This window comes from Tsukamurella conjunctivitidis, assembly GCF_007858475.1.
Taxonomy (GTDB): Bacteria; Actinomycetota; Actinomycetes; order Mycobacteriales; family Mycobacteriaceae; genus Tsukamurella; species Tsukamurella conjunctivitidis.
The window spans coordinates 1-22833 of sequence record NZ_VIGX01000006.1; the positions used below are offsets into that span (position 1 = coordinate 1).

General features: G+C 70.9%; 20 protein-coding genes. 16 read left to right on the forward strand and 4 right to left on the reverse strand.

Annotation, left to right across the window (positions count from 1 at the left end):
- The coding region (locus FK530_RS12175) for a lytic transglycosylase domain-containing protein (protein ID WP_146487306.1) at positions 1–1224 on the reverse strand (1224 nt) is incomplete at its 3' end.
- A gap of 217 nt (positions 1225–1441) precedes the next feature.
- A complete protein-coding gene (locus FK530_RS12180; protein ID WP_146487307.1) occupies positions 1442–2080 on the reverse strand; it encodes a dTMP kinase in 639 nt (212 codons plus the stop codon).
- A gap of 52 nt (positions 2081–2132) precedes the next feature.
- On the opposite strand from FK530_RS12180, the gene mtrA reads away from it, so the two are divergent.
- The 6 genes from mtrA to secA all read left to right on the forward strand — a co-directional run bounded on the left by mtrA (position 2133) and on the right by secA (position 10825).
- A complete protein-coding gene (mtrA, locus tag FK530_RS12185; RefSeq protein ID WP_146487308.1) occupies positions 2133–2819 on the forward strand; it encodes an MtrAB system response regulator MtrA in 687 nt (228 codons plus the stop codon).
- A 94-nt stretch (positions 2820–2913) separates the two neighbouring features.
- The gene (gene mtrB / locus FK530_RS12190; protein WP_231706626.1) at positions 2914–4524 is read left to right on the forward strand and encodes an MtrAB system histidine kinase MtrB; all 1611 of its coding nucleotides are present in this window, start codon (positions 2914–2916) and stop codon (positions 4522–4524) included.
- 10 nt (positions 4525–4534) lie between these two features.
- A complete protein-coding gene (gene lpqB / locus FK530_RS12195) occupies positions 4535–6337 on the forward strand; it encodes an MtrAB system accessory lipoprotein LpqB (protein ID WP_158645090.1) in 1803 nt (600 codons plus the stop codon).
- 24 nt (positions 6338–6361) lie between these two features.
- The gene (locus FK530_RS12200; protein WP_438947246.1) at positions 6362–7030 is read left to right on the forward strand and encodes a ComF family protein; all 669 of its coding nucleotides are present in this window, start codon (positions 6362–6364) and stop codon (positions 7028–7030) included.
- Between the two features lie 230 nt (positions 7031–7260).
- Positions 7261–7986: a ribosome hibernation-promoting factor, HPF/YfiA family gene (hpf, locus tag FK530_RS12205; protein ID WP_223120129.1), complete on the forward strand. Its 726-nt coding sequence runs from the start codon at positions 7261–7263 to the stop codon at positions 7984–7986.
- 127 nt (positions 7987–8113) lie between these two features.
- Positions 8114–10825, forward strand: a complete 2712-nt coding sequence (gene secA / locus FK530_RS12210; RefSeq protein WP_223120137.1) for a preprotein translocase subunit SecA — start codon at positions 8114–8116, stop codon at positions 10823–10825.
- 87 nt (positions 10826–10912) lie between these two features.
- On the opposite strand, the gene FK530_RS12215 is transcribed toward secA, so the two are convergent.
- Together FK530_RS12215 and FK530_RS12220 are read right to left on the reverse strand one after the other, a co-directional pair.
- Positions 10913–11593: a lysophospholipid acyltransferase family protein gene (locus FK530_RS12215; protein ID WP_146487311.1), complete on the reverse strand. Its 681-nt coding sequence runs from the start codon at positions 11591–11593 to the stop codon at positions 10913–10915.
- A gap of 65 nt (positions 11594–11658) precedes the next feature.
- Positions 11659–12219: an Rv3235 family protein gene (locus FK530_RS12220; protein WP_146487312.1), complete on the reverse strand. Its 561-nt coding sequence runs from the start codon at positions 12217–12219 to the stop codon at positions 11659–11661.
- 108 nt (positions 12220–12327) lie between these two features.
- Between FK530_RS12220 and FK530_RS12225 the strand changes: the two genes are divergently transcribed.
- The 10 genes from FK530_RS12225 (at position 12328) to msrA (ending at position 22830) form a co-directional block, all read left to right on the forward strand.
- On the forward strand, positions 12328–13731 hold the full coding sequence (locus FK530_RS12225; protein ID WP_146487313.1) for a WS/DGAT/MGAT family O-acyltransferase: 1404 nt from the start codon (positions 12328–12330) through the stop codon (positions 13729–13731).
- The gene (locus tag FK530_RS12230) at positions 13732–14259 is read left to right on the forward strand and encodes a DUF6912 family protein (protein WP_146487314.1); all 528 of its coding nucleotides are present in this window, start codon (positions 13732–13734) and stop codon (positions 14257–14259) included.
- Between the two features lie 32 nt (positions 14260–14291).
- Positions 14292–14744, forward strand: coding sequence for an META domain-containing protein (locus FK530_RS12235; RefSeq protein WP_146487315.1), 453 nt, complete (start codon positions 14292–14294; stop codon positions 14742–14744).
- Between the two features lie 53 nt (positions 14745–14797).
- A complete protein-coding gene (locus tag FK530_RS12240) occupies positions 14798–15943 on the forward strand; it encodes a ferredoxin reductase (protein WP_146487316.1) in 1146 nt (381 codons plus the stop codon).
- Between the two features lie 160 nt (positions 15944–16103).
- Positions 16104–17366 carry a fatty acid desaturase family protein gene (locus FK530_RS12245; RefSeq protein ID WP_146487317.1) on the forward strand — a complete coding sequence of 421 codons (1263 nt, stop codon included), beginning with the start codon at positions 16104–16106 and terminating at the stop codon, positions 17364–17366.
- A gap of 171 nt (positions 17367–17537) precedes the next feature.
- Positions 17538–18824 carry a fatty acid desaturase family protein gene (locus FK530_RS12250; RefSeq protein ID WP_146487318.1) on the forward strand — a complete coding sequence of 429 codons (1287 nt, stop codon included), beginning with the start codon at positions 17538–17540 and terminating at the stop codon, positions 18822–18824.
- Between the two features lie 33 nt (positions 18825–18857).
- On the forward strand, positions 18858–20243 hold the full coding sequence (locus FK530_RS12255; protein ID WP_146487319.1) for a fatty acid desaturase family protein: 1386 nt from the start codon (positions 18858–18860) through the stop codon (positions 20241–20243).
- 60 nt (positions 20244–20303) lie between these two features.
- Complete coding sequence (locus FK530_RS12260) at positions 20304–21671, forward strand: ferredoxin--NADP reductase domain-containing protein (protein ID WP_146487320.1); 1368 nt, start codon at positions 20304–20306, stop codon at positions 21669–21671.
- On the forward strand, positions 21668–22135 hold the full coding sequence (locus FK530_RS12265) for a GNAT family N-acetyltransferase (RefSeq protein ID WP_231706613.1): 468 nt from the start codon (positions 21668–21670) through the stop codon (positions 22133–22135). The genes FK530_RS12260 and FK530_RS12265 overlap by 4 nt, the downstream gene beginning before the upstream one ends.
- A 158-nt stretch (positions 22136–22293) precedes the next feature.
- On the forward strand, positions 22294–22830 hold the full coding sequence (gene msrA / locus FK530_RS12270; RefSeq protein WP_146487322.1) for a peptide-methionine (S)-S-oxide reductase MsrA: 537 nt from the start codon (positions 22294–22296) through the stop codon (positions 22828–22830).
- The last annotated feature ends 3 nt before the right edge of the window (positions 22831–22833 follow it).

A 22833-nucleotide genomic window follows, 5' to 3' on the forward strand; every position in this document is an offset into this window, starting at 1 on the left:
GGGGGGGGGGGGGCGGGCGGTGGGGGGGGGGCCGGGCGGGGGGGGCGGCGGTCCGGTGGGGGGGGTGGGCAGCGCCCGGCGGGGACGGGGCGGGGGGGGGGGAAGGGACGGGCCGGTCGGAATCGGGCGGGGCGGGCCCGACGGGGCGGCGGGTGCGCTGGGCCCGCTGGGCGGCGGCGCGCAGTCGAGCACGGTGGTGGGTGCCGGCGTGCCGCCGGGGCCGCGGGCCGCACCGGACGCCGCCGAGGGCCCGGTGGGCGGCTTAGCCGAGGTCGTCGCCGGTCCGGGCCGCGCCGAGGACACGGCCGCCGAGGGCCTCCCCGGCCCGGACGGTGCCGCCGAGCCGGACGGCCCGGCCGGGCGGGAGGGCGCACCGTCGGGCACACCGCAGCCGACGACGACCACCTGGCCGGGCGGCAGGGGCTTGGGCAGCTGCGTGGGCGGCGCGATGGGCGCGGTCATGTCGGGGATGCCACCGACGGGGATCGCCCGGTCGCGGTAGGCCTTCGACCAGGCCACGACGTTGTCGACGTAGGAGTTCGACTGGTTGTAGGCGAACACCGCGACCCGCTGCGCGGCTTCGCTCTGCAGCCCGGACGCGCTGGAGCAGAGGTACCGCGCGGCGCCGTACGCGGCGTCGCGGACGTTGTTGACGTCGGCCCTGCCGTCGCCGGAGTTGTCGCCGCCGAACAGTGACCACGTGGTGGTGAGGAACTGCATGGGGCCGAGGGCGCGGGCGAAGCCGTCGCCGTCGCGGATCACGGCGTTCCCGGCCAGTGAGCCGTCGAGGACCGGACCCTGGATCGGGGTGAGCGTGTTGCCCGCGGCGTCGACGTTGCCGCCGTCCGCGTGCCCCGACTCGATCCGGCCGATGGCCGCCACGAGGTTCCATTCGATCCCGCAGCCGGGCGCCTCGAGGGCCATCCGGTCGGCGGCTCCGCGGTAGGCGGCGTACGCGGCGCCGGGGATGCCGAGCGGCCCGGGCGCGACCTTCACGGCCTCCGGCCGCGGTGGGATCGGCACGTGGCGCGGTGCCGGGGCGGCCGGCGCGTCCGACGGTGCCGGCGGGCGCAGGTCGGCCAGGCCGATCGCGGCCTGCGCGACCAGCTCGGGACCGGGGGAACGGTGCGCGACGGGCACGTCGGGTGCGGCGGTGTCGGCGCCCGCGACGCCGAGCAGTAGCGCAGCGGCACCCGCTGCGGCGGTGGCCCCGAGGATCCGCACGGTCGCCCCTCCCGGTTACTGACGAGTCAGTTCTCGGAGCGGACGTTACTGCGGGGGAGTACCGGTGCGGGTGGGACTTCAGTGAAAATCAAAGATGTCATTCAGGTTCGGGGCGGGCGCGCTCGGGCTCCCGACGCCGGGTTCTGGGACGCCACGGGTGTTCCTGTGCACGTCCGCAGCCGCAGAACGCGTCATCGTGAGGCGATGCCCTGCTGGGTCAGGACAGGGCGGCGATCGCGTCCGCCAGCAGCGCCGGGGCGTCGCTCACTCCGTGCACGCGCCACGGCGAGACCCACTCCGTCGCCGCGAGACCGGCGTAGACCGCGCCCGTCCGCGCCTGCAGGTCCCCGTCCTTCTCGTAGGCGTCCCGCTCGCGGGCGGCGTCGCTCGCCTCGCGGCTCCGCGCGCGTTCGGCGGCGACGGTCACCGGCACGTCGAGGTACACCTGCAGGTCGGGCACCGGGAGCCCGAACCGGCCGAACTCGAGCTCGCGCACCCAGGCGGTCACGGCACCGTCGGCGCCCTCGCCCAGGCGGGCGGCGCTGTAGGCGGCGGAGGAGGCGGCGTAGCGGTCCAGCAGCACGACGTCGTGCGCGGCGAGCGCGGCGCGGATGTCGGGCGCCGCCGCCTGCCGGTCGAAGGCGAACAACAGCCCCATGCCGTACACCGACTCGGCGACGTCGCCGTTGCCGCCGCGCAGCGCCTCCGCGGCGAGGTCGGCGAACTGGGTGCCGTAGCGCGGGAAGGCGAGCGCGCACACGGTCCGTCCCGACGCCTCCAGCCGCGCCGTGACCGCCCGCGTGAGCGTGTTCTTGCCGGCCCCGTCGAGGCCCTCGATCGCGACGAGTCGTCCCATGCTGAGGATCGTAAGGTGTCGTAAGAGCCGGAACGTGGGCAGCAGTGACAATATGGACAGCATGAAACCCCGGATACTGGTGATCGACGACGATCCCGCGCTGGCGGAGATGCTCACCATCGTCCTGCGCAACGAGGGCTTCGACTCGACGGTGGTCGGCGACGGCACCCAGGCGCTGAGCGCGGCCCGCGAGTTCCGCCCCGACCTGGTGCTGCTCGACCTCATGCTCCCGGGCATGAACGGCATCGACGTGTGCCGCGTGCTGCGCGCCGATTCGTCGGTGCCGATCGTGATGCTCACGGCGAAGGCGGACACGGTCGACGTCGTGCTGGGCCTCGAGTCGGGCGCCGACGACTACGTGATCAAGCCCTTCAAGCCGAAGGAACTCGTCGCGCGCGTGCGGGCGCGGCTGCGCCGCACCGACGAGGAACCCAGCGAGCTGCTGTCGATCGGCAACGTGATCATCGACGTGCCGGCGCACAAGGTGACCCGCGACGGCGAGGTCGTCTCGCTCACGCCCACCGAGTTCGACCTGCTGGTCACGATGGCCCGCAAGCCGCGGCAGGTGTTCACCCGCGACGTGCTGCTCGAGCAGGTGTGGGGCTACCGGCACCCGGCGGACACGCGCCTGGTGAACGTCCACATCCAGCGCTTGCGCGCGAAGATCGAGAAGGATCCGGAGAACCCCGAGATCGTCCTCACCCTGCGCGGCGTCGGCTACAAGGCGGGGCCGGCGTGAGCGGGCCGATCGGCTCGTGATCGACCGGGCCGGGGCGGCCCGGCTGGCGGACTGGGCGCGCGAGGCGGTGCACGCGGTCCGGTCGGATCCCGCGGTGGTGCTGCGCGACGGTGCCCGGTACGCGGGCATGGGCGTGTCCTACGCGGGCCGCGTGTGGCGCCGCTCGCTGCAGCTGCGGGTGGTCACGCAGACCCTGGTGCTCAGCCTGACGGTGTTGCTGCTGCTGGGCTTCGTGCTCACCTCGCAGATCGCGAACCAGTTGATCGACGCGAAGCTCACCGCGGGCAAGGAGGAGACGGCCCGGGTCAAGCAGAACGTGGAGATCGCCCTCGCGCGGAGCGAGCCGCGCACCGAGGGCGTCGAGTCGGTGCTGCGCAGCGTCCGGTCGAGTCTGGTCAGCCAGGGCCTCGACGTGGGCCCGACGGCCGCCCGCTCCGGCAATTACGACCCGGTGCTGATCGTGCCGCACGGCTCCGGTCGACCTCCCACCGTCCTGGGCAGCGAGAGCGAGGTCCCGCAGACGCTGCAGACCTTCGTCCGCAGCGGGCAGACCGCCTCCCAGCACGCGACCGTCACCGACAGCACCGGCCGCTACGGCAAGGTGCTGGTGATCGGCACCCCGGTGCAGTCGACGATCGCGGGCCTCGAGCTGTACCTGGTGTTCCCCCTCACCCAGGAGGAGAACACGCTGAGCCTGATGCAGGGGACGCTGTACACGGGCGGCGCCGTGCTGCTGATCCTGCTCGCCGCGGTGAGCCTGCTCGTCGCGCGCCAGGTCGTGCTGCCCGTCCGGTCGGCGGCGCGCATCGCGGTGCGGTTCGCCGAGGGGAGGCTCAAGGAACGCATGCCCGTGCGCGGCGAGGACGACATCGCGCGCCTGGCGATGAGCTTCAACGACATGGCCGAATCGCTGTCCAAGCAGATCGGCCAGCTCGAGGAGTTCGGCGACCTTCAGCGCCAGTTCACCTCCGACGTCTCGCACGAGCTGCGCACGCCGCTCACGACGGTCCGGATGGCGGCCGACATGATCGCCGACTCCGCCGACGAACTCGACCCCGGCCTGCGGCGCACCACGGAGCTGATGCAGAAGGAACTCGACCGCTTCGAGACCCTGCTCGCCGAGCTGCTGGAGATCTCCCGGCACGACGCCGGCGTCGCGGAACTGCACGCCGAACAGATCGACATCGAGGTGCCGATCGCCTCGGCGATGGCGACCGTGCGGCACCTGGCCGAGCAGTCCGAGACCGAGCTCATCCTGGACATGCCCGACGATCCCGTGATCGTCGAGGCGGACACCCGGCGCGTCGAGCGGGTCCTGCGCAACCTGCTCGCCAACGCCATCGACCACAGCGAGGGCAAGCCCGTGATCCTCACCATGCGCGCCGATGACGACGCCGTGGCGATCACCGTCCGCGATTACGGCGTGGGCCTGCGGCCCGGGGAGGAGAAGCTGGTCTTCAACCGGTTCTGGCGGTCCGATCCGTCCCGCGTGCGACGCTCCGGCGGCACCGGGCTGGGCCTGGCGATCAGCATCGAGGACGCGCGGCTGCACAGCGGCCGGCTCGAGGCGTGGGGCGAGCCCGGCAGCGGCTCCTGCTTCCGGCTCACCCTGCCCCGCACCCGCGGCGGCAAGGTCACCGTCAGCCCCCTGCCCCTGAAGTCGATGGCGCGACGCGGCGCGGAAGGGGGCTCCGACGATGCCTAGGCTCGCCCGCGTGCTCCGCACGCACCCCGGCCGGGCCCTGACGGTGCTGCTCGCGGCACTGCTCGTCCTCACCGGCTGCGCCAACATCCCCGAGTCCACGAGCCCGCGCGTGATCGGCGACCTGGGCGGGGAGACCGCGGCGCCCGACCGCGGGCTGGCGCCGCGCCGCGACGTGCAGCCCGAGCTCATCGTCCGCGACTTCCTCAAGGCCAATGCGGTCGCCGACGGCAACTACGCCGCCTCCCGCAAGTTCCTCACCCCGAACGCGAACTGGCAGGTGCCGCAGCAGGCGGTCGTGGTCAAGGACATCGACGTGCTGCCCACGGAGCGCACCGAGAACTTCATGAAGGCGACGATCCGCGCGCAGGCCACGGGCTTCCTCGGCGCCGACGGCACCTTCGAACCGGCCTCGCAGTCGATCACGCAGAACGTGCAGCTCGTGCGGGTCGACGGGCAGTGGCGCGTGCAGGGACTCAGCTCGGTGGGCGACACCCCGATGCTGGTGATCGACACGGAACAGTTCCGCCTCGTCTACCGCCGGTACCTGCTCTACTTCCCGGACCCGACGGGCCGCACCCTGGTGCCGGACGCCCGCTGGCTGGCCGGACCGCGTTCCAAGCTGGCCTCCGACCTGCTCGTGCTGCTGGTCCGCGGCCCCCGCGCCGCGCTCAAGGACGCCGTCTTCAATCCCTTCGGGGCCAACGCGGCCGTGCGCGGTGCCGTCACGGACGCGCAGGGGAACCAGCGCGATCCCGGCGTCGGCTTCGCGGGCGTGCGGGTGGACCTCACGGGCCTGCCGCGGATCGAGCCCGACGTGGCGCGGCTGGTCGCCGGGCAGATCGTGTGGAGCCTCGCCGGCGCCGACGTGCAGGGGCCGTACGTCATCACCGTCGACGGCTCGCCGCTCGACGACAAGCACCAGTCGGGCTGGAACCCCAACGACGTCGCGTCGATCAGCCCGAACGCGTCCTCCGACCTCGCGGTGGGCCTGCACGGCGTCCTCGACGGCAGGTTCGTCAAGATCACGGGCGGGCCGGGCACCGGGGGACAGGTCACTCCGGTCGCGGGCCCGCTCGGCGCGTCGACGTCGATCCGCTCGATCGGGCTGTCGAGCTCGGGCCGGCAGGTGGCGGCGGTGCTCGACGCGGGTGGGCGCGGCGTCCCCGGAGCCGCCCTCGCTCTGGCCCCCTACGGCGGCGTGCCGACGCAGGTGCTCACCGCCGGCTCGATGACCCGGCCGTCCTGGACGCCCGACGACGCCGGCGTCTGGACCGTGCTCGACGGGACGCGGGTGGTCCGGGTCCGGCAGGACCAGACCACCGGCGAGGTCTCGACCTCCGACGTCGACACGAGCGAGGTCGCGGCGGTCGCGCCCGGCGCGATCACCGAGCTGCGCCTCTCGCGCGACGGTGTGCGGGCGGCCCTCGTCGTGGGCGGGCGGGTGCTGGTCGGCGTCGTGCAGTCGGCGGCGAACGGGCAGGCGAAGCTCACCCGACTCATGTCCGTGGTCACCGACCGCGAGCTGGTGGCGTCGTCGGTCGATTGGCAGTCCGGCGACACGATCTTCATCGGCCGCAACACCTCCGATTCGCCGGTGCTGTCCGTGCGCTACGACTCCGGCGAGGTCGCCGCGCTCCCGAGCCGCAACCTCTCGCCGCCCGTCTACAACGTCGCGGTGTCCGCGAGCACGGTCTACGCCACCGACTCGTCGGGGGTCTGGGAGATCAGCATCGGCCCGGACAGTGACGAGCAATACTGGAGCCAGGTGGATCGTCTGGCGGGGGGCCGGGCGAACCCGGTGCTGCCGGGCTAGGAACGCACCTGGATCGGGGGAGCCGTGCGCATCGTCCGGGGTGTCCTCGGTGGGGTCGACGACCTGATCGAGCTCGCCGTGCCGCGCACCTGCGGCGGCTGCGGCTTCCCCCGCGTGCGCTGGTGCGCGCGCTGCGAGGCGGCCCTGCACGACGTGCCGGCGCTGATCCGCGCCACCGTCGACCCCGGGGTGCCCGTCTGGACGCTCGGCCGGTACGACGGTGCGCGCCGCCGCGCCGTGCTGCAACTCAAGGAGCGCGGACGGGGCGACCTGTCCGTCCCGCTGGGGCGCGCGCTCGCGCACGCGGTGCTGCGCCTGCGGGCCTGGGGTGAGCTGGCCGGCGACGTCGTCCTGGTGCCCGCGCCCACGACGGCGTGGGCCGCGCGACGCCGGGGCGGCGACGTGGTCACCGCTGTGTGCCGCGCCGCCGCCCGCACCGCCGAACCGGCGTGCCCGGTGACCGTCGCGCCGGTCCTGCGGGCCGTGGGGGCCGCGGAGTCCGTGGGGCTGAGCGCGTCGGCGCGCGCGGCCAACGTGCGCGGCGCCGTCCGGGTGCGGTCGCTGCCGCCCGCCGGCACCGTCGTCCTGGTCGACGACGTGGTGACCACCGGGGCCACTCTGGCCGAGTCCGTCGCCGCCCTGGCCCGACGGGGCGTGCCCGTCGCCGCCGCCCTCACTCTGGCCGCGGCGTGACGTGTCGATGAACTCGCAATGACCAAATCCTGGCGGGAACCGGCGACCCGGGCTATCTTCGGGGGTACCTTTCCCGGTTCGAGAAAGAGGAGGTGATCGCACACCTTCCTGGCGTCGGGCAGTCCGCCCGCCGTTCGAATCTGAGCCTGCTCCCACGCGCGCCTGACCGAAGTGACGGACTGGTGATCCGTACGAGCGCAAAGGATCCGGGCCTGCACGAAAGGTTCCACATGACCCTTCTGTCCCCGCGCGACACGAATCGCGCCCACGCGACCCCCAACGTCGAGGTCGACCCCTTCCGCGAACCCAGCCACGTGACTGACGAGCGCGACAAGGACTACCTCACTCCCAACGCCCCCGTGGCCATCGACGGCCGCAACGTGGAGGTGCCCGAGCACTTCCGCGTCTACCTGGGAGACAAGCTGGCGCGGCTCGAGAAGTTCCGCTCCACCATCACCCTGTTCGAGGTCAGCCTCTTCCACGAGCCCAATCCGCGGCAGTCCAAGTCCTGCCAGCGGCTGGAGTTGACGGTGCGCGGCAAGGGCGGCGTCGCCCGCGCCGAGGCGGCGGCGGAGAACTTCTACGCCGCGTTCGAGACGGCTCTCTCCCGTCTGCAGAGCCGCCTGCGCAAGGCCTCGGACCGCAAGAAGGTGCACTACGGCAACCGCACGCCGGTCTCGGTGGCCGAGGCCACGGCACCGTCGGCTCTGCCCGACGCGCCGCCCGCGTCCGAGGCGGACGACGATCCGTACGCCGCGCTCGTCGAGGACCACCTGCCCGGCCAGATCGTCCGCATCAAGGACCATCCGGGCACACCGATGACGGTCGACGACGCCCTGTCGCAGATGGAACTGGTCGGCCACGACTTCTTCCTCTTCTTCGACAAGGAGGCCGAGAAGCCGTCCGTGGTCTACCGACGGAAGGCCTTCGACTACGGCCTTCTCCGCCTGACCTGACGTTTCGCCTACCATGGATCCCGGTCGCGGTGACGCGGCCGGGATTCGTGCGTCCAGAGTTTGTCTTGTAACGGATTGAGGTTGCTCAGTGGTTCTCTCCAAGGTGCTGCGGTTCGGCGAAGGCCGGATGGTCAAGCGGCTCGACGGCCTGGCCTCCTACGTGGAGAGCCTGAACGACGAGTACGAGGCGCTCTCGGACGAGAAGCTGCAGGCCAAGACCGAGACGTTCAAGAAGCGCCTGGAGAAGGGCGAGTCGCTCGACGAGATCCTCCCCGAGGCCTTCGCCACCGCCCGCGAGGCGGCGTGGCGCGTGCTGGGGCAGAAGCCGTACCACGTGCAGATCATGGGCGCCGGCGCGCTGCACCAGGGCGACATCGCCGAGATGAAGACCGGTGAGGGCAAGACCCTGACCTCGGTGATGGCGGCGTACGCCAACGCGCTCACCGGCAAGGGCGTCCACCTGGTCACCACGAACGACTACCTCGCCAAGCGCGACGCGGACTGGATGGGCCGCGTGCACCGCTTCCTCGGCCTCGAGGTCGACTGCATCCTCGCCGGGCAGGACCCGGACCGTCGCCGGCAGGCCTACGGCGCCGACATCACCTACGGCACGAACAACGAGTTCGGCTTCGACTACCTGCGCGACAACATGGCGCACAGCGAAGAGGAGCTGGTGCAGCGCGGCCACAACTACGCCATCGTCGACGAGGTCGACTCGATCCTCATCGACGAGGCCCGCACGCCGCTCATCATCTCGGGCCCGGCCGACGCCTCGTCGAAGTGGTACACGGAGTTCGCGCGCATCGTCCCGCTCATGGAGAAGGACGTCCACTACGAGGTGGACATCCGCAAGAAGACGATCGGCGTCAACGAGGCCGGCGTCGAGCTGGTCGAGGACCAGCTGGGCATCGAGAACCTCTACGACGCGCAGAACTCGCTGCTGGTCAGCTACCTGAACAACGCGATCAAGGCCAAGGAGCTCTACGAGCGCGACAAGGACTACATCGTCCGCTCCGGCGAGGTCCTCATCGTCGACGAGTTCACCGGCCGCGTGCTCGCGGGCCGCCGCTTCAACGAGGGCATGCACCAGGCCTTGGAGGCGAAGGAGAACGTCGAGATCCAGGCCGAGAACCAGACCCTCGCCACGATCACGCTGCAGAACTACTTCCGCCTCTACGACAAGCTCTCGGGCATGACCGGTACGGCGGAGACCGAGGCCGCCGAGCTGCACCAGATCTACAAGCTGGGCGTCATCCCGATCCCGACGAACAAGCCGATGATCCGCAAGGACCAGACGGACCTGATCTACAAGACGGAGGAGGCGAAGTTCGCCGCCATCGTCGAGGACATCGCGGAGCGCCACGAGGCGGGCCAGCCGGTGCTGATCGGCACCACCTCGGTCGAGCGGTCGGAGTACCTCTCGCGCCAGCTCGAGCGCAAGAAGATCCCGCACACCGTGCTCAACGCCAAGTTCCACGAGCAGGAAGCGGCGATCATCGCCAAGGCCGGCACGCCCGGCGCCGTCACGGTCGCCACCAACATGGCCGGCCGCGGTACCGACGTCGTGCTCGGCGGCAACCCCGACATCCTCGCCGACCTCGCGCTGCGCGAGCGGGGCCTCGACCCCGTGACCACGCCGGAGGAGTACGAGGCCGCGTGGGACGAGACCATCGAGCAGGTCAAGAAGGAGTCGAAGGAGGCGGGCGACGACGTGCGCGCCGCCGGCGGCCTCTACGTGCTCGGCACCGAGCGGCACGAGTCGCGGCGCATCGACAACCAGCTCCGCGGCCGCTCCGGCCGCCAGGGCGACCCGGGCGAGTCCCGCTTCTACCTCTCGCTCGGCGACGAGTTGATGCGGCGCTTCAACGGCGCCCAGATCGAGGCGTGGATGAACCGCGTCAACCTGCCCGACGACGTGCCGATCGACAACAAGTTCGTCTCGCGCGCCATCCGCAGCGCGCAGACCCAGGTCGAGCAGCAGAACTTCGAGATCCGTAAGAACGTCCTCAAGTACGACGACGTGCAGAACGAGCAGCGCAAGGTCATCTACGACGAGCGCCGCAAGATCCTCCGGGGCGAGGACCTCTTCGATCAGGTCAACCACATGACCGACGACGTGGTCTCCGCCTACGTCGACGCCGCCACCTCCACCGGCTACGTGGAGGACTGGGACCTCGACGAACTGTGGACGGCCCTGGGCACGCTGTACCCGATCAAGCTCGACTGGAAGCAGGTCGTCGGCGAGGACGAGAACGGCGACCGCGACGAGATCACGAGCGCCGAACTCAAGGACGTCCTGCTCAAGGACATCCACGCGGCCTACGACACGCACCAGGAGAACATCGAGAAGGCCGCCGGCGAGGGCGCCATGCGCCAGGTCGAGCGGTCCGTGCTGCTGTCGGTCCTCGATCAGAAGTGGCGCGAGCACCTCTACGAGATGGACTACCTCAAGGAGGGCATCGGCCTGCGCCAGATCGCCCAGCGCGATCCGGTGGTCGAGTACCAGCGTGAGGGCTACGACATGTTCAACGGCATGCTCGAGGGCCTCAAGGAGGAGTCGGTCTCGACGCTGTTCAAGGTCCAGGTGCAGGAGCCCGAGGAGGGCGCCGCACCGGCCGACGGTGCCGCCGCCCCGCAGGCGCAGCTCAGCAGCCCCGTCGCCGAGCCGGACCCCGAGAAGATCACCCTCTCCGGGCCCTCCGAGCAGGGCGAGCTCACCGAGATCTCGCAAAACGCCGACGAGCCGCAGGGCTCGCGGTCCGAGCGCCGTGCCGCCAAGCGCGAGGCCGACCGGGCCGCGCAGAAGGCCGCCGCGGCGCGGGGCAAGCACCGCCGGTAACGGTGCCCGGCGGGCCTACACCGGGTCCGCCGGCGCCGATGCCGGACCAGGGCGAACCAGAGGGCCTGCCGCAGTGCGGGCGTGCGGCTACTTGCCGCCCTTCTTCGCGTACTCGGGCACCCGGGTCTGGCCGGTGTGCTCGCCGATGGTGTCCATGAGCCGGTCGGTCGCGCGGCGGATCGAATCCTGGTCGTCGAGGCTCGCATCGCTCAGGTCCAGCGGCGGCAGCACGTCGACGGTCACGCGGCTCTTCCAGAAGTTCTTCCGCGTGCGGTTGTCGGTGCGGCCCAGCGCGATCGGGATGATCGGGGTGCCCGTGGCGAGCGCGACGCGTACCGCGCCGGTCTTGCCCTTGTAGAGCCGGCCGTCGGGGGAGCGGGTGCCTTCGGGGTGGATCCCCCAGGCGCCGCCGTCCTCGACGATCCTCGTGGCCGCCTCCAGCGCGGGCGCCGAGACGGAGCCGCCGCGGCGGTCGACCGGGATCTGCCCCATGCCGGAGAAGAAGACCTTCTTGAACCGGCCCTTGAGGCCCGGCTCGGTGAAGTAGTCCGCCTTGGCGAGGAAACTGACCGGCCGCCGCGCGCTCTGCACCACGTAGAAGGAGTCCGAGATCGCGAGGTGGTTCGCGGCGAGGATCACCGGTCCGCTGCGCGGAATGTTCTCCAGCCCGGTGTATTCGGGGCGCCCCCATGCCCACAGCAGGGGGCCGATCAGGAGGTGGCGGGCCACCCGGTAACGGAACGCGGCACGCAGCGAGCTCAGCGACATGTCCCTTGTGTACCGCCCCGCCGGGCCGGGCGGTCGTGATTCGCGCAAACACCCCGAACCCGCGTTCAGGCCGCCGTCGTGAACGCGACCCACCGCCACCGTCCGGCCGCGGCCTCGACCCGGCCCGCCGCGGCCAGCACCCGCTCCCCGCGCGTGTAGGTCAGGAAGATCTCGGCGCCCACTTCCGGGCCGCGCGGGCGGCGGGGCCGCTGCGCCAGGGCGCGCGGCGTCCCGACGTGCACGTTCCCCCACCCGGAGACGGGCCCGACGGGCCCGCTCTCCGCGAGCGTCCGCAGGACGTCGACGACGGTGCCCGACGCGATCGTCGCCAGATGCTTCGCCGGGCGCCGCCGGTCCAGCACCTCGAAGACCGGCCGCAGCGTCGAGAGCACGAAGCGGTGCGCATCGGGGTGCACCGCGGCCACGGGCCCGGGCGCGGGCATCGGTTCCGGCGGTGCGGTCTCCGCCGGTGCCGGCAGCGGCGGAGCGGCCCGTGCCGCCCGGACGTGCGTCAGCGGCTGCGCCGGCGGTTCGGCGTCCGGTGCCCGCAGCAGAACGAAGCCCGGTACCGGTGTGCGCGGCGCGCGGGACCGTGCCCCGTCGGTCGCGAGAATGATCGCCCCCATACTGATTAGACGCATCACGACGCCGTTCGGATCCCATCGACTCCCGGGGGTGCCGGGCGGCCGATCCCGTATGCTGGCGCCGACGATCGGTCCCCGGGGGAGGTGCAGGTGAAGGGCAGGCTCGGCCAGTCCGACGCGGAGTTCTACGCGTTGGAGAACTCCACCACCCCGACGCACGTCGGTTCGCTCGTGATCCTGAGCCGACCCGAGGAGGGGCTCGACTACGAGCGCCTCCTCGACACCGTCGAGGAGCGGCTCGCGGAGGTCCCCCGCTACCGGCAGAAGGTCCGCACGGTGCCGCTGGGCATTGCCCGACCCGTCTGGATCGAGGACCGCGACTTCGACATCACCTACCACGTGCGGGTCTCCGCGCTGCCGCAGCCGGGCAGCGACGACCAGCTGCACGACCTGGTGGCGCGGCTGAACTCCCGGCCGCTGGACCGGGAGCGGCCGCTGTGGGAGGTGTACCTCATCGAGGGCCTCGCCGACGACCGGCTGGCGGTGTTCTCCAAGACCCATCTCGCGCTCGTCGACGGCCGCGCGAACGTCGACCTGATGCAGCTGCTGCTCACGGAGTCCCCGCACACGCCGCAGCCGCCCGAGGACCTGTGGATGGGGCAGCACGAGCCCAGCGACGGGGAGCTGGTGATGGGCGCCGTCATCGACATGCTCTCCCGGCCCAAGCGCACCGCCGCGATGATCCAGGGCGTCGTCGGTGAGGTCGCCGAGTCGATCACCGGTCTGCAGGAGGACGCCGCCAACGTCCTCGAGCGCGCGTCGTCACTCGTGCGCGCCCGGACGGCCGTCACTCCGGTGCGCTCGCTCAACGTCCCCATCTCCCGGAGCCGGCGGTTCGCCGTCGCCCGGATGGACCTCGACGAGTTCCGCAGGCTGCGGGCGGCCTACGGCTGCACCGTCAACGACCTGCTCCTGTCGGTGATCGCGGGCGGCCTGCGCACGTGGCTCATCTCGCGCGGGGAGCCGATCAGCGCCGGCACCGAGGTACGGGTGCTCGAGCCGATCGCCGTCGACGACGTCGGGCTCGGCGTCGGCGAGCAGGTACGCGCGTACATCGTGCGGCTCCCCGTCGCCGAGGGCAACGCGGTGGTCCGGATGCGCCAGATCGCCCACGGCGCCGCCGCCCAGGTGGACCGGAACCGGCAGGTCGCCGCGCGAGCGCTGGCCGCGAGCGGCGGCTTCACCCCGCCGACCCTGCACGCGCTGGGCGCGCGCACCGCGATGAGCGTCTCGCCGCGATCCTTCAACACCCTGGTCACCAACGCGCCGGGACCGCAGGCGCCGGTGTATCTGTCCGGCATCGAGGTGCAACAGGTCTACCCGGTGCCGCCGCTCATCGCGAACCAGGTCGTGTCGATCGGCATCACGTCGTACAACGGGACGGTGTACATCGGCCTCAACGCCGACCGCGACGGCATGTGGGACGTGATCTCGATGACCGAGTTCCTGTACGAGGCACTGGACGAGCTCGCCGCGTCCGCGAAAGGGGAGTAGATGACCGTCCGCGTGTACGTGCCCAGCACTCTGGCCGGGCTGCAGGTCCTGCAGCGCGACGGTGAGCTCTTCCCGTTGGGCGGCACCGTCTTCGGGGTGACGCCCGCGCTGCGCGAGGCGTACACCTCGGGCGACGACGAGGAACTCGCCGAGGCCGCCATGCGACAGGCCGCGCGCGCCTCGCTGCGCCTGCTCGCCGTCGACGGACCGGACGACGGCGCCACGGCCGACGGTGAGCCGGAACCCGTTCGGCGCGTGGTGATCACCGTCGACGTACCGGCCGCGAAGGAGCGCCCGGACCTCGATGACGCGGTGCTCAAGGTGACCGAGCCGATCCGGCTGAAGGACGTGCTGGCGGTGCACGTCGACGTCTCCGAGGCCGAGGACGCCGTGACCCGCGCGGCCCAGCTGGTCGACGCCGCGGACCTCGGCGACGAGGACGCCGAGCTCGCCGTCGGCGATGCGGAGGACCACGACCTGGCGTGGTACGCCACGCAGGAACTGCCCTTCCTTCTCGAACTCCTCTGACCGCGCGCCGGGACCGGCGCTACGGTGGAGCCATGACTGTGCGTGCTGCCCGCGCCGCTGCGGCCCTCCTCGCCGGGGCGGGCATCGTCGTGTCCGCACCTGTGGCGTCGGCGGCGCCGGTGCCGCTCACCGGCACGCAGTGGCGATTCGATGCGCACGGGTTCGCGCGGACGGCCCCGATCAAGTACACCGGCGCGCCCGCGTACTTCAGCATCACGGGCGACGGGGCGGGCGGCAACGACGGCTGCAACGTCTTCGGCATGACCGCCGCGGTCACGGGGGAGCGCGTCGTCTTCGGCGGCCTGGTCTCCACGCTGCGGGCGTGTTTCGCGCCCGGCGCGGGTGAGCAGTTCCGCACGGCCTTCGACGGTGCGCGCACCGTCAAGGTCACCGGCGACCGATTGCGGGTCTCCGACGGTCCGCGGGGCTACTGGGACTTCGTCGCGAACGGCCCGGCGAAGCCCTCGCCGCGCGGCGCCCGATAGGACAACCTCACAGAAATTGTCCCAACAGGTTACGGCACCGTAGGCTCACCCCCATGAGCAACTCCTTCCGTGCCTTCCGTGATTGGCTCGAGGCCCCGGCCAAGGGCGTCTCCGCCGAGCATCCCCGCACCAACCTGGTGCGCGGCGCGGTGGCGCGACTGACGACGCCGCTGCTGCCGGACGACTACCTGCACCTCATCAACCCCCTGTGGTCGGCCCGCGAGCTGCGCGGCAAGATCGTCAAGGTCCAGCAGGAGACCGACGAGTCCGTCACCCTCACCATCGAGACCGGCTGGGGCTTCAACACCAAGTACGAGGCCGGCCAGTACGTGGGTATCGGCGTCCTCGTCGGCGGCAAGTGGACCTGGCGCTCGTACTCGCTCACCTCCGTGCCGGACATGGGCCACGGCCGCGCGCCGCGCGAGGTGTCGATCACCGTCAAGGCGATGAACGAGGGCTTCCTCTCGAACCACCTCGTCACCGGCGTGCAGGAGGGCACCATCGTGCGCCTGCAGGCCCCGTCGGGCGACTTCACGCTTCCGAACCCGCTGCCGCCCAAGGTCCTGTTCCTCACCGCGGGCAGCGGCATCACGCCCGTCATGGCGATGCTCCGCACGCTGGAGCGACGCGGCATCCCCGCGTCCACCGACATCGTGGCCGTGCACTCCGCACCCAACGCCGACTCCGCGCTGTTCCGCGACGAGCTGGAGGCCTTCGACGCCGATCACGCGAACGTCGCCGTCCAGCTGCGCTACACCCGCGACGTCGGCCGCCTGACGCCCGCCAACCTGGGCGAGGCCGTGCCGGACTGGCAGGAGCGGCAGACCTGGATCTGCGGCCCCGGCGTCTTCCTCAACGACATGGAGAAGGCCTGGAAGGACCGCGGCATCGAGTCGCGCCTGCATCAGGAGCGGTTCACCGTCGAACGCGCGGACGTCTCCGCGAGCGGCGGCGAGGTCACCTTCCTCAAGGCGGGCAAGACCACGGACGTCGACGGTGCCACCACCCTTCTCGAGGCCGGCGAGGCCGCCGGAGTGCAGATGCCCTTCGGCTGCCGCATGGGCATCTGCCAGACCTGCGTGGTGCAGCTCGCCGACGGCCAGGTCCGCGACCTGCGCAGCGGCGACCTGCACACCGAGGGTGAGCGCATCCAGACGTGCATCAGCGTGGCCGTCGGCGACTGCACGCTCGACGTCTAGCCCGGAGCGGTGCCCCAGTGCATCACCGTGCTGTGGGCGACTGCACCCTCGACGTCCGACGCCGTACGGCGGCCCGGCCGGTCTCCGATTGACACCTACGACCCCGTAACTTACGGTTGCGTAGGTTAGATCCGAGACCGACCACGGAGGGCTGCCCCGCATGGCGATCACCGACATCCCCGAGTACGCGCACCTCACCGAGGCCGACGTCGAGACGCTCGGGGCGGAGCTCGACGCGATCCGGCGCGACATCGAGGCCGTCCGCGGCGAATCGGACGTGCGCTACCTGCAGCGCACCATCGCCGCCCAGCGCGGTCTCGAGGTCGCGGGCCGGCTCATGCTGCTCGGCGCGCACAAGCGCGGCTTCTGGTGGGGTTCGGCGGTCTCGCTGGGGCTGGCGAAGATCATCGAGAACATGGAGCTCGGGCACAACATCATGCACGGGCAGTGGGATTGGATGAACGATCCCGAGGTCCACTCCACGACCTGGGAGTGGGACAACGCCGGCACGTCGCGCCTGTGGAAGCACACGCACAACTACGTGCACCACAAGTACACGAACGTCCTCGACATGGACGACGACGTGGGCTACAAGACCCTCCGCGTGACCCGGGACCAGCCGTGGACCCCGTTCAACGCGGGCAACCTGGCCTACAACACCCTGCTCATGCTCCTGTTCGAGTACGGGGTGGCGATCCAGCACCTGGAGCTCGGCCGCGCGGCGACCAAGTGGAACAAGCCCTGGTTCGACCAGGCGGGATTCAAGGCGGACGCCTCGGACGTCGGCCGCAAGATCGGCCGCCAGGTGCTCAAGGACTACGTCGCGGCACCGCTGGTCGGCGTCCCGTTCGGCGGCAAGCGCGGCTGGCGCAAGGCGCTCACCGCGACGATCACCGCCAACGTGATCCGCAACGTCTGGACCAATGCCGTCATCTTCTGCGGCCACTTCCCCGACGGTGCCGAGAAGTTCACGAAGCAGGACGTCGACAACGAGACCCAGGCCGAGTGGTACCTGCGGCAGATGCTGGGCAGCGCCAATCTCTCGGGCGGCCCCGTCATCGACTTCCTCTCGGGCAACCTCAGCTACCAGATCGAGCACCATCTGTTCCCGGACCTGCCGTCGAACCGGCTGGCCGAGATCGGCGTCCGGGTCCGCGCGCTGTGCGAGAAGTACGACCTGCCCTACACGATCGGGCCGCTGCACGTGCAGTACTACAAGTCATGGCGGACCATCGCCAAGCTGTCGCTGCCCGACAAGTACCTGCGCGACACCGCCGACGACGCCCCGGAGACCGCGTCCGAGGCCATGTTCGCCGGGACCGAGTTCGCGGAGCCGCGCGTCGACGAGCGCACGGGCCGCCGCTTCGGCCTCAAGGCCGCGCGTGCGGCCGTGCACGCCCGACGGGGCCGTCGCCGCCCCTGATCTCGCCTCTCCGATGCCCGACGGTGCCGCGCACCGTCGGGCATCGGGCGTTGGTGCGGGCTACGTCACTCCTGGAACAAGATCGATGACTTTGTCCTACCCGGCTGTTACAGTGGAATCGTTCTGTTCTTGAGGCCGCGCCATGCGGTCGTACCGATTGGGGATCGCCTCGTGGCTATCACTGACGTCGCGGAGTACGCGCACCTGACCGACGCCGACATCGAGGCGCTCGGTGCCGAGTTGGACGCGCTGCGCCGCGAGATCGAGGAGAGCCGCGGCGAGGAGGACGCCAAGTACATCCGCCGCGTCATCAAGAGCCAGCGCATCGCCGAGACCGCCGGCCGCGTCTTCGGCCTGGGCGCCGGCATGAAGGGCTGGAAGGGCAAGGCCGCGTGGGCCGCCTCCGCCGCGTGCCTGAGCTACGCCAAGGTCATCGAGAACAACGAGCTCGGCCACAACATCATGCACGGCCAGTGGGACTGGATGAACGATCCGGAGATCCACTCGACCAGCTGGGAGTGGGACAGCGCCTCGGACGGCAAGTTCTGGCGCCACACCCACAACTACATGCACCACAAGTACACCAACGTCACCGACATGGACGACGACATCGGCTACGGCATCCTGCGCGTCACGCGCGACCAGCCGTGGGAGCCGTACATGCTGTTCAACCCGGTGTACAACCTCATCCTCATGACGGGCTTCCAGTACGGCAAGGCCGTGCAGCACCTCGAGCTGATGAACGCCATGAAGGCGGCGCTCAACGGCGGCGAGCAGTACGCGAACTACGACTGGGAGGAGTTCCGCAGCCGGCTCAAGGTGGTCCTCACCAAGATCGCCAAGCAGACGGCGAAGGACTACGTCCTGTTCCCCGCGATGGCCGTGCCCTTCACCGGCGCCCGCGGCTACAAGAAGGCGGCCTCGGCCAACCTCGTCGCGAACACGGTCCGCGACGTGTGGGACCACATGACCATCTTCTGCGGCCACTTCCCGGACGATGCCGAGAAGTTCACCATCGAGGACATCGAGAACGAGACGCTCCCCGAGTGGTACCTGCGCCAGATGCTGGGCACCGCGAACTTCGAGGGCAGTGATGCGCTGCACTTCATCACCGGACACCTGGGCCGCCAGATCGAGCACCACCTGTACCCGGATCTGCCCTCGAACCGCTACAACTACATCAACTCGCGCCTCGTCGAGATCTGCGAGAAGTACGACCTGCCCTACAACAGCGGCCCCATGTGGCGGCAGTACGCCGAGTCGTGGCGCACGATCATCAAGCTGTCGCTGCCCGACCGGTTCCTCAAGGCCACCGTCGACGACGCGCCCGAGACCCACTCGAACAAGCGCTTCTACGACGAGTCCGGCGAGACCACCGTGGTCAAGGGCGAGATCGATGCAGACGGCAACCGTCGTGGCCTGCGCTCGCACGTCGAGGAGCTGGCGGCCGCGAAGTAACGCGCCGCTCCGGACTGCGCGTAGCCTGAAGACGTGGCTATCACTGATGTCGGCGAATACGCACATCTCGACGACGCCGACGTCGAGCGGCTCGCGGCCGAACTGGATGCGATCCGCGCCGAGGTCGAGTCCTCCCGCGGCGAGCGGGACGCCCGGTACATCCGTGGCGTGATCCGGGCGCAGCGCGCCCTGGAGGCCGCGGGCCGGCTGACGATCCTCGGCTCCAGGAACCGCTGGTTCTGGGCCGCGGGCGCGGGCATGCTCGGGGTCGCCAAGATCATCGAGAACATGGAGCTCGGGCACAACGTCATGCACGGGCAGTGGGATTGGATGAACGATCCCGAGATCCACTCCACCACCTGGGAGTGGGACATGGCGTGCCCGGGCGCCCACTGGAAGCACTCGCACAACTTCCTGCACCACAAGTACACCAACGTCGTGGGCATGGACCTCGACGTGGGCTACGGCGTCCTCCGCGTGACCCGCGACGAGCAGTGGCAGGCGAAGCGGTCCGCGCAGTTCCTCAACAACCTCTTCCTCGGCCTGACCTTCGAGTGGGGCATCGCCCTGCACGACATCGAGCTCGCCGAGGCGATCGCCGGCAACAAGCCCTGGCCGCAGACCCGCAAGCAGCTGCGCGAACTCGGCGTGAAGGCGGCCCGCCAGCTGGGCAAGGACTTCCTGCTCTATCCCGCGATCAGCAAGGCCGTCGGCGGCTCCTTCGGGCGCACGCTGACCGCGAACCTGACCGCCAACGTCGCCCGCAACATCTGGACGTACGTCGTCATCTTCTGCGGGCACTTCCCCGACGGTGCCGAGAAGTTCACCACCGAGTCGATCGTCGACGAGACGCCCGGTGAGTGGTACCTCCGGCAGATGCTGGGCAGCGCGAACATCTCCGGCGGCCCCGCCATGGACTTCATGACCGGCAACCTGAGCTACCAGATCGAGCACCACATGTTCCCGGACCTGCCGTCGAACCGGCTCTCCGAGATCGCCACCAAGGTGCGCGCGATCTGCGAGAAGTACGACCTGCCCTACACCGAGGGTCCGTTGCTGCGGCAGTACTACCTCTCGCAGCGCACCATCGCCAAGCTCTCGCTGCCCGACCGCTGGCTCCGCGCCACCTCGGACGACGCCCCCGAGACGGCCTCCGAGCTGCGGTTCGCCGCGGTGCGCGAGCGCCTGCAGCACGCGCAGGAGGCCGCGCAGGACCGGCTGGCGCATGCGCAGGAGAACGCCCACGAGCGGCTCGTCCACGCCCGCGAGGCCGCGCACGCCGCCCAGGAGGAGGTCGAGCGCGTGGGGCTGCGGTCGGCGATCGCCGAGGCCGCGCGGCACAAGGTCGAGCAGAAGCGGCTCGAGGTCGAGGCCAAACGGGCGCGTCGCGCGCGTCGCCGCCGCTCGGGCGTCGCGTAGACTTCGTACTTTGGGCAGCCTAAGAAGGCTGTCGCGCCGTTCGTTTCGGGAGTGTTGTTGATGAAGCCCTTGCGCGTCGCCATCGTGGGGTCCGGGCCGTCGGGATTCTTCGCCGCCGGGAACCTGCTGGAGCAGGACGATCTCGACGTCCAGGTCGACGTCTTCGACCGACTGCCGACGCCCTTCGGCCTGGTCCGCTACGGCGTGGCCCCCGATCACCCCGCGATCAAGTCGGTCACCAAGATCTTCGACCGCACGGCGCAGCACGAGAACTTCCGCTACTTCGGCAACGTCGAGATCGCCACCGACATCCAGGCCTCCGAGCTCGCCCAGTGGTACGACGCGGTCATCTACGCGATCGGCGCGTCCGGCGGCCGCCGGCTCGAGGTCGAGGGTGCCTGGCTCCCCGGTAACCATCCGTCGAGCGACTTCGTGGGCTGGTACAACGGCCACCCCGACCGCTGCGATCTCGACGTCGACCTGGGGGTCGAGCGCGCCGTCGTGATCGGTAACGGCAACGTCGCGCTGGACGCGGCCCGCATCCTGGTCACCGACACCGACAAGCTCTCCGGCACCGACATGGCCGAGCACGCCCTCGAGGCCCTGCACGGGTCGTCGGTGCGCGAGGTGGTCGTGCTGGGGCAGCGCGGCGCCGAGCACGCCGCGTTCACCCCGTCCGAGGTCGCCGAGCTGGGCAAGCTGCCCGGCGTCGACGTGATCGTCGATCCCGCCGACGTCCCCGCCGAGGACAAGGAGCGCGACAAGGCCCGCCCGCCGGTCCAGCGCAACAACCTCAAGCAGCTCCGCAAGCTGGCCGCGCAGGAGCCCACCGGCGCGGACCGCCGGATCGTGCTGAAGTTCCTGCGCTCCGTGGTCGGCATCGGCGGCGACGAGCGTGTGCGCACCGTCTCCGTGGCGACCAACGCGCTCGTCGAGGGCGAGGACGGCACCGTCGAGGCGCAGCCCACCGGTGCGGTCGCCGAGCACGCCGCGGGCCTGGTCATCCACGCCGTCGGCTACCACGGCACGCCGATCCCGGGCATCCCCTTCGACACCGAGCGGGGCGTCTTCCGCAACGCCGACAGCCGGATCGTCGGCTACGACGGTGCGCCGCTGCCGGGCCACTACGTCGTGGGCTGGATCAAGCGCGGCCCCTCGGGCGTGATCCCCACCAACCGGGACTGCGCCCGCGACACCGTCTCGGTCCTGCTCTCCGACGTCGCCGAGGGCAAGCTGGTCCGCAGCGACTTCGACGGCGCGCAGGTCGAGCAGCTCATCGTGGACCGGGTGCCGAACCTGGTCGAGTACGACGGCTGGATGGCCATCGACGCGCACGAGACCGCCCTCGCCGAGGAGGACGCGCGCCCCCGGGTGAAGCTGACCAGCGTCGACGCGATGATCGACGCGGCACAGGCCGCGTCGGAGTGATCACGCGCGCCGACTTCGACGATCCCGCCCTGGCGGCGTTCCTGGCCGCGCACCACGCGGACATGGCGCCCACCGCGCCGCCGGAGAGCCGGCACGCGCTCGCCCTGGACGAGCTGCGCGCGCCGCACGTGCGCCTGTGGACCCTGCACGACGACGGCGCGCTGGTCGGTACCGTCGCACTGGCGGAACTGGCACCCGGTCACGAGGAACTGAAGTCGATGCGCACCGCACCGCGGGTGCGCGGCCGGGGGATCGGGCGCCGGCTCCTGACCTTCGCCCTCGAGGACGCCCGCGCCCGCGGCGTGCACCGGATCTCGCTCGAGACCGGCGTTCAGGACTTCTTCGCCCCGGCGCGGGCGCTGTACCGGGCCCACGGCTTCGTCTCCTGCCCGCCGTTCGGGAGTTATGCCGACGACCCGAACAGCGCCTACTTCACCTGGGTGCCCGGGCCGACGTCGCCCTGAGCGGCACGGCCGTCCGACAAGGCCGGCCTCGCGCGGGGCCTCACGTCGCTGGAGACGACATCGGAGCGGGTATCCGGAGTAGCGTCGGAATCGTGCGACTGACGGCGGTGTTGAAGCGAACAGCGGGAGCACTGGTCTCCCGGCGGAAGGAGCTGCGCATGACTGACAACGGCACCATCACCACGATCCCCGGCCGCGAGACGGCGGTCCTGGCGGGCGGATGTTTCTGGGGCATGCAGGATCTGCTCCGCAGGCAGCCGGGCATCGAGGCGACGCGCGTCGGCTACACCGGTGGCACGAACGACCACGCCACCTACCGCAACCACCCCGGGCACGCGGAGGCCGTCGAGATCGTCTTCGATCCGGAGCAGACCAGCTTCCGCGACGTGCTGGAGTTCTTCTTCCAGATCCACGACCCGTCGACCAAGGACCGGCAGGGCAACGACGTCGGCTCGAGCTACCGCTCGGCGATCTTCCCGCTGAGCGAGGAGCAGGAGCGGGTCGCCCGCGACACCATCGCGGACGTCGACGCCTCCGGACTGTGGCCGGGCAAGGCCGTCACCACGATCGAGGCGGCGGGCCCGTTCTGGCAGGCCGAGCCGGAGCACCAGGACTATCTGGAGAAGTACCCCGACGGCTACACCTGCCACTTCCCCCGGCCGGGCTGGAAGCTCCCCAAGCGCGCGTCCGCGTAGCGG

Coding starts and splice junctions, on each gene's coding strand:
- FK530_RS12230 (WP_146487314.1), top strand. CDS start 13,732: ATGACCGTCCGCGTGTACGTGCCCAGCACTCTGGCCGGGCTGCAGGTC.
- FK530_RS12215 (WP_146487311.1), bottom strand. CDS start 11,593: ATGTCGCTGAGCTCGCTGCGTGCCGCGTTCCGTTACCGGGTGGCCCGC.
- FK530_RS12245 (WP_146487317.1), top strand. CDS start 16,104: ATGGCGATCACCGACATCCCCGAGTACGCGCACCTCACCGAGGCCGAC.
- mtrA (WP_146487308.1), top strand. CDS start 2,133: ATGGACAGCATGAAACCCCGGATACTGGTGATCGACGACGATCCCGCG.
- FK530_RS12240 (WP_146487316.1), top strand. CDS start 14,798: ATGAGCAACTCCTTCCGTGCCTTCCGTGATTGGCTCGAGGCCCCGGCC.
- FK530_RS12260 (WP_146487320.1), top strand. CDS start 20,304: ATGAAGCCCTTGCGCGTCGCCATCGTGGGGTCCGGGCCGTCGGGATTC.
- FK530_RS12180 (WP_146487307.1), bottom strand. CDS start 2,080: ATGGGACGACTCGTCGCGATCGAGGGCCTCGACGGGGCCGGCAAGAAC.
- FK530_RS12220 (WP_146487312.1), bottom strand. CDS start 12,219: ATGGGGGCGATCATTCTCGCGACCGACGGGGCACGGTCCCGCGCGCCG.
- FK530_RS12235 (WP_146487315.1), top strand. CDS start 14,292: ATGACTGTGCGTGCTGCCCGCGCCGCTGCGGCCCTCCTCGCCGGGGCG.
- msrA (WP_146487322.1), top strand. CDS start 22,294: ATGACTGACAACGGCACCATCACCACGATCCCCGGCCGCGAGACGGCG.
- hpf (WP_223120129.1), top strand. CDS start 7,261: ATGACCCTTCTGTCCCCGCGCGACACGAATCGCGCCCACGCGACCCCC.
- secA (WP_223120137.1), top strand. CDS start 8,114: ATGGTCAAGCGGCTCGACGGCCTGGCCTCCTACGTGGAGAGCCTGAAC.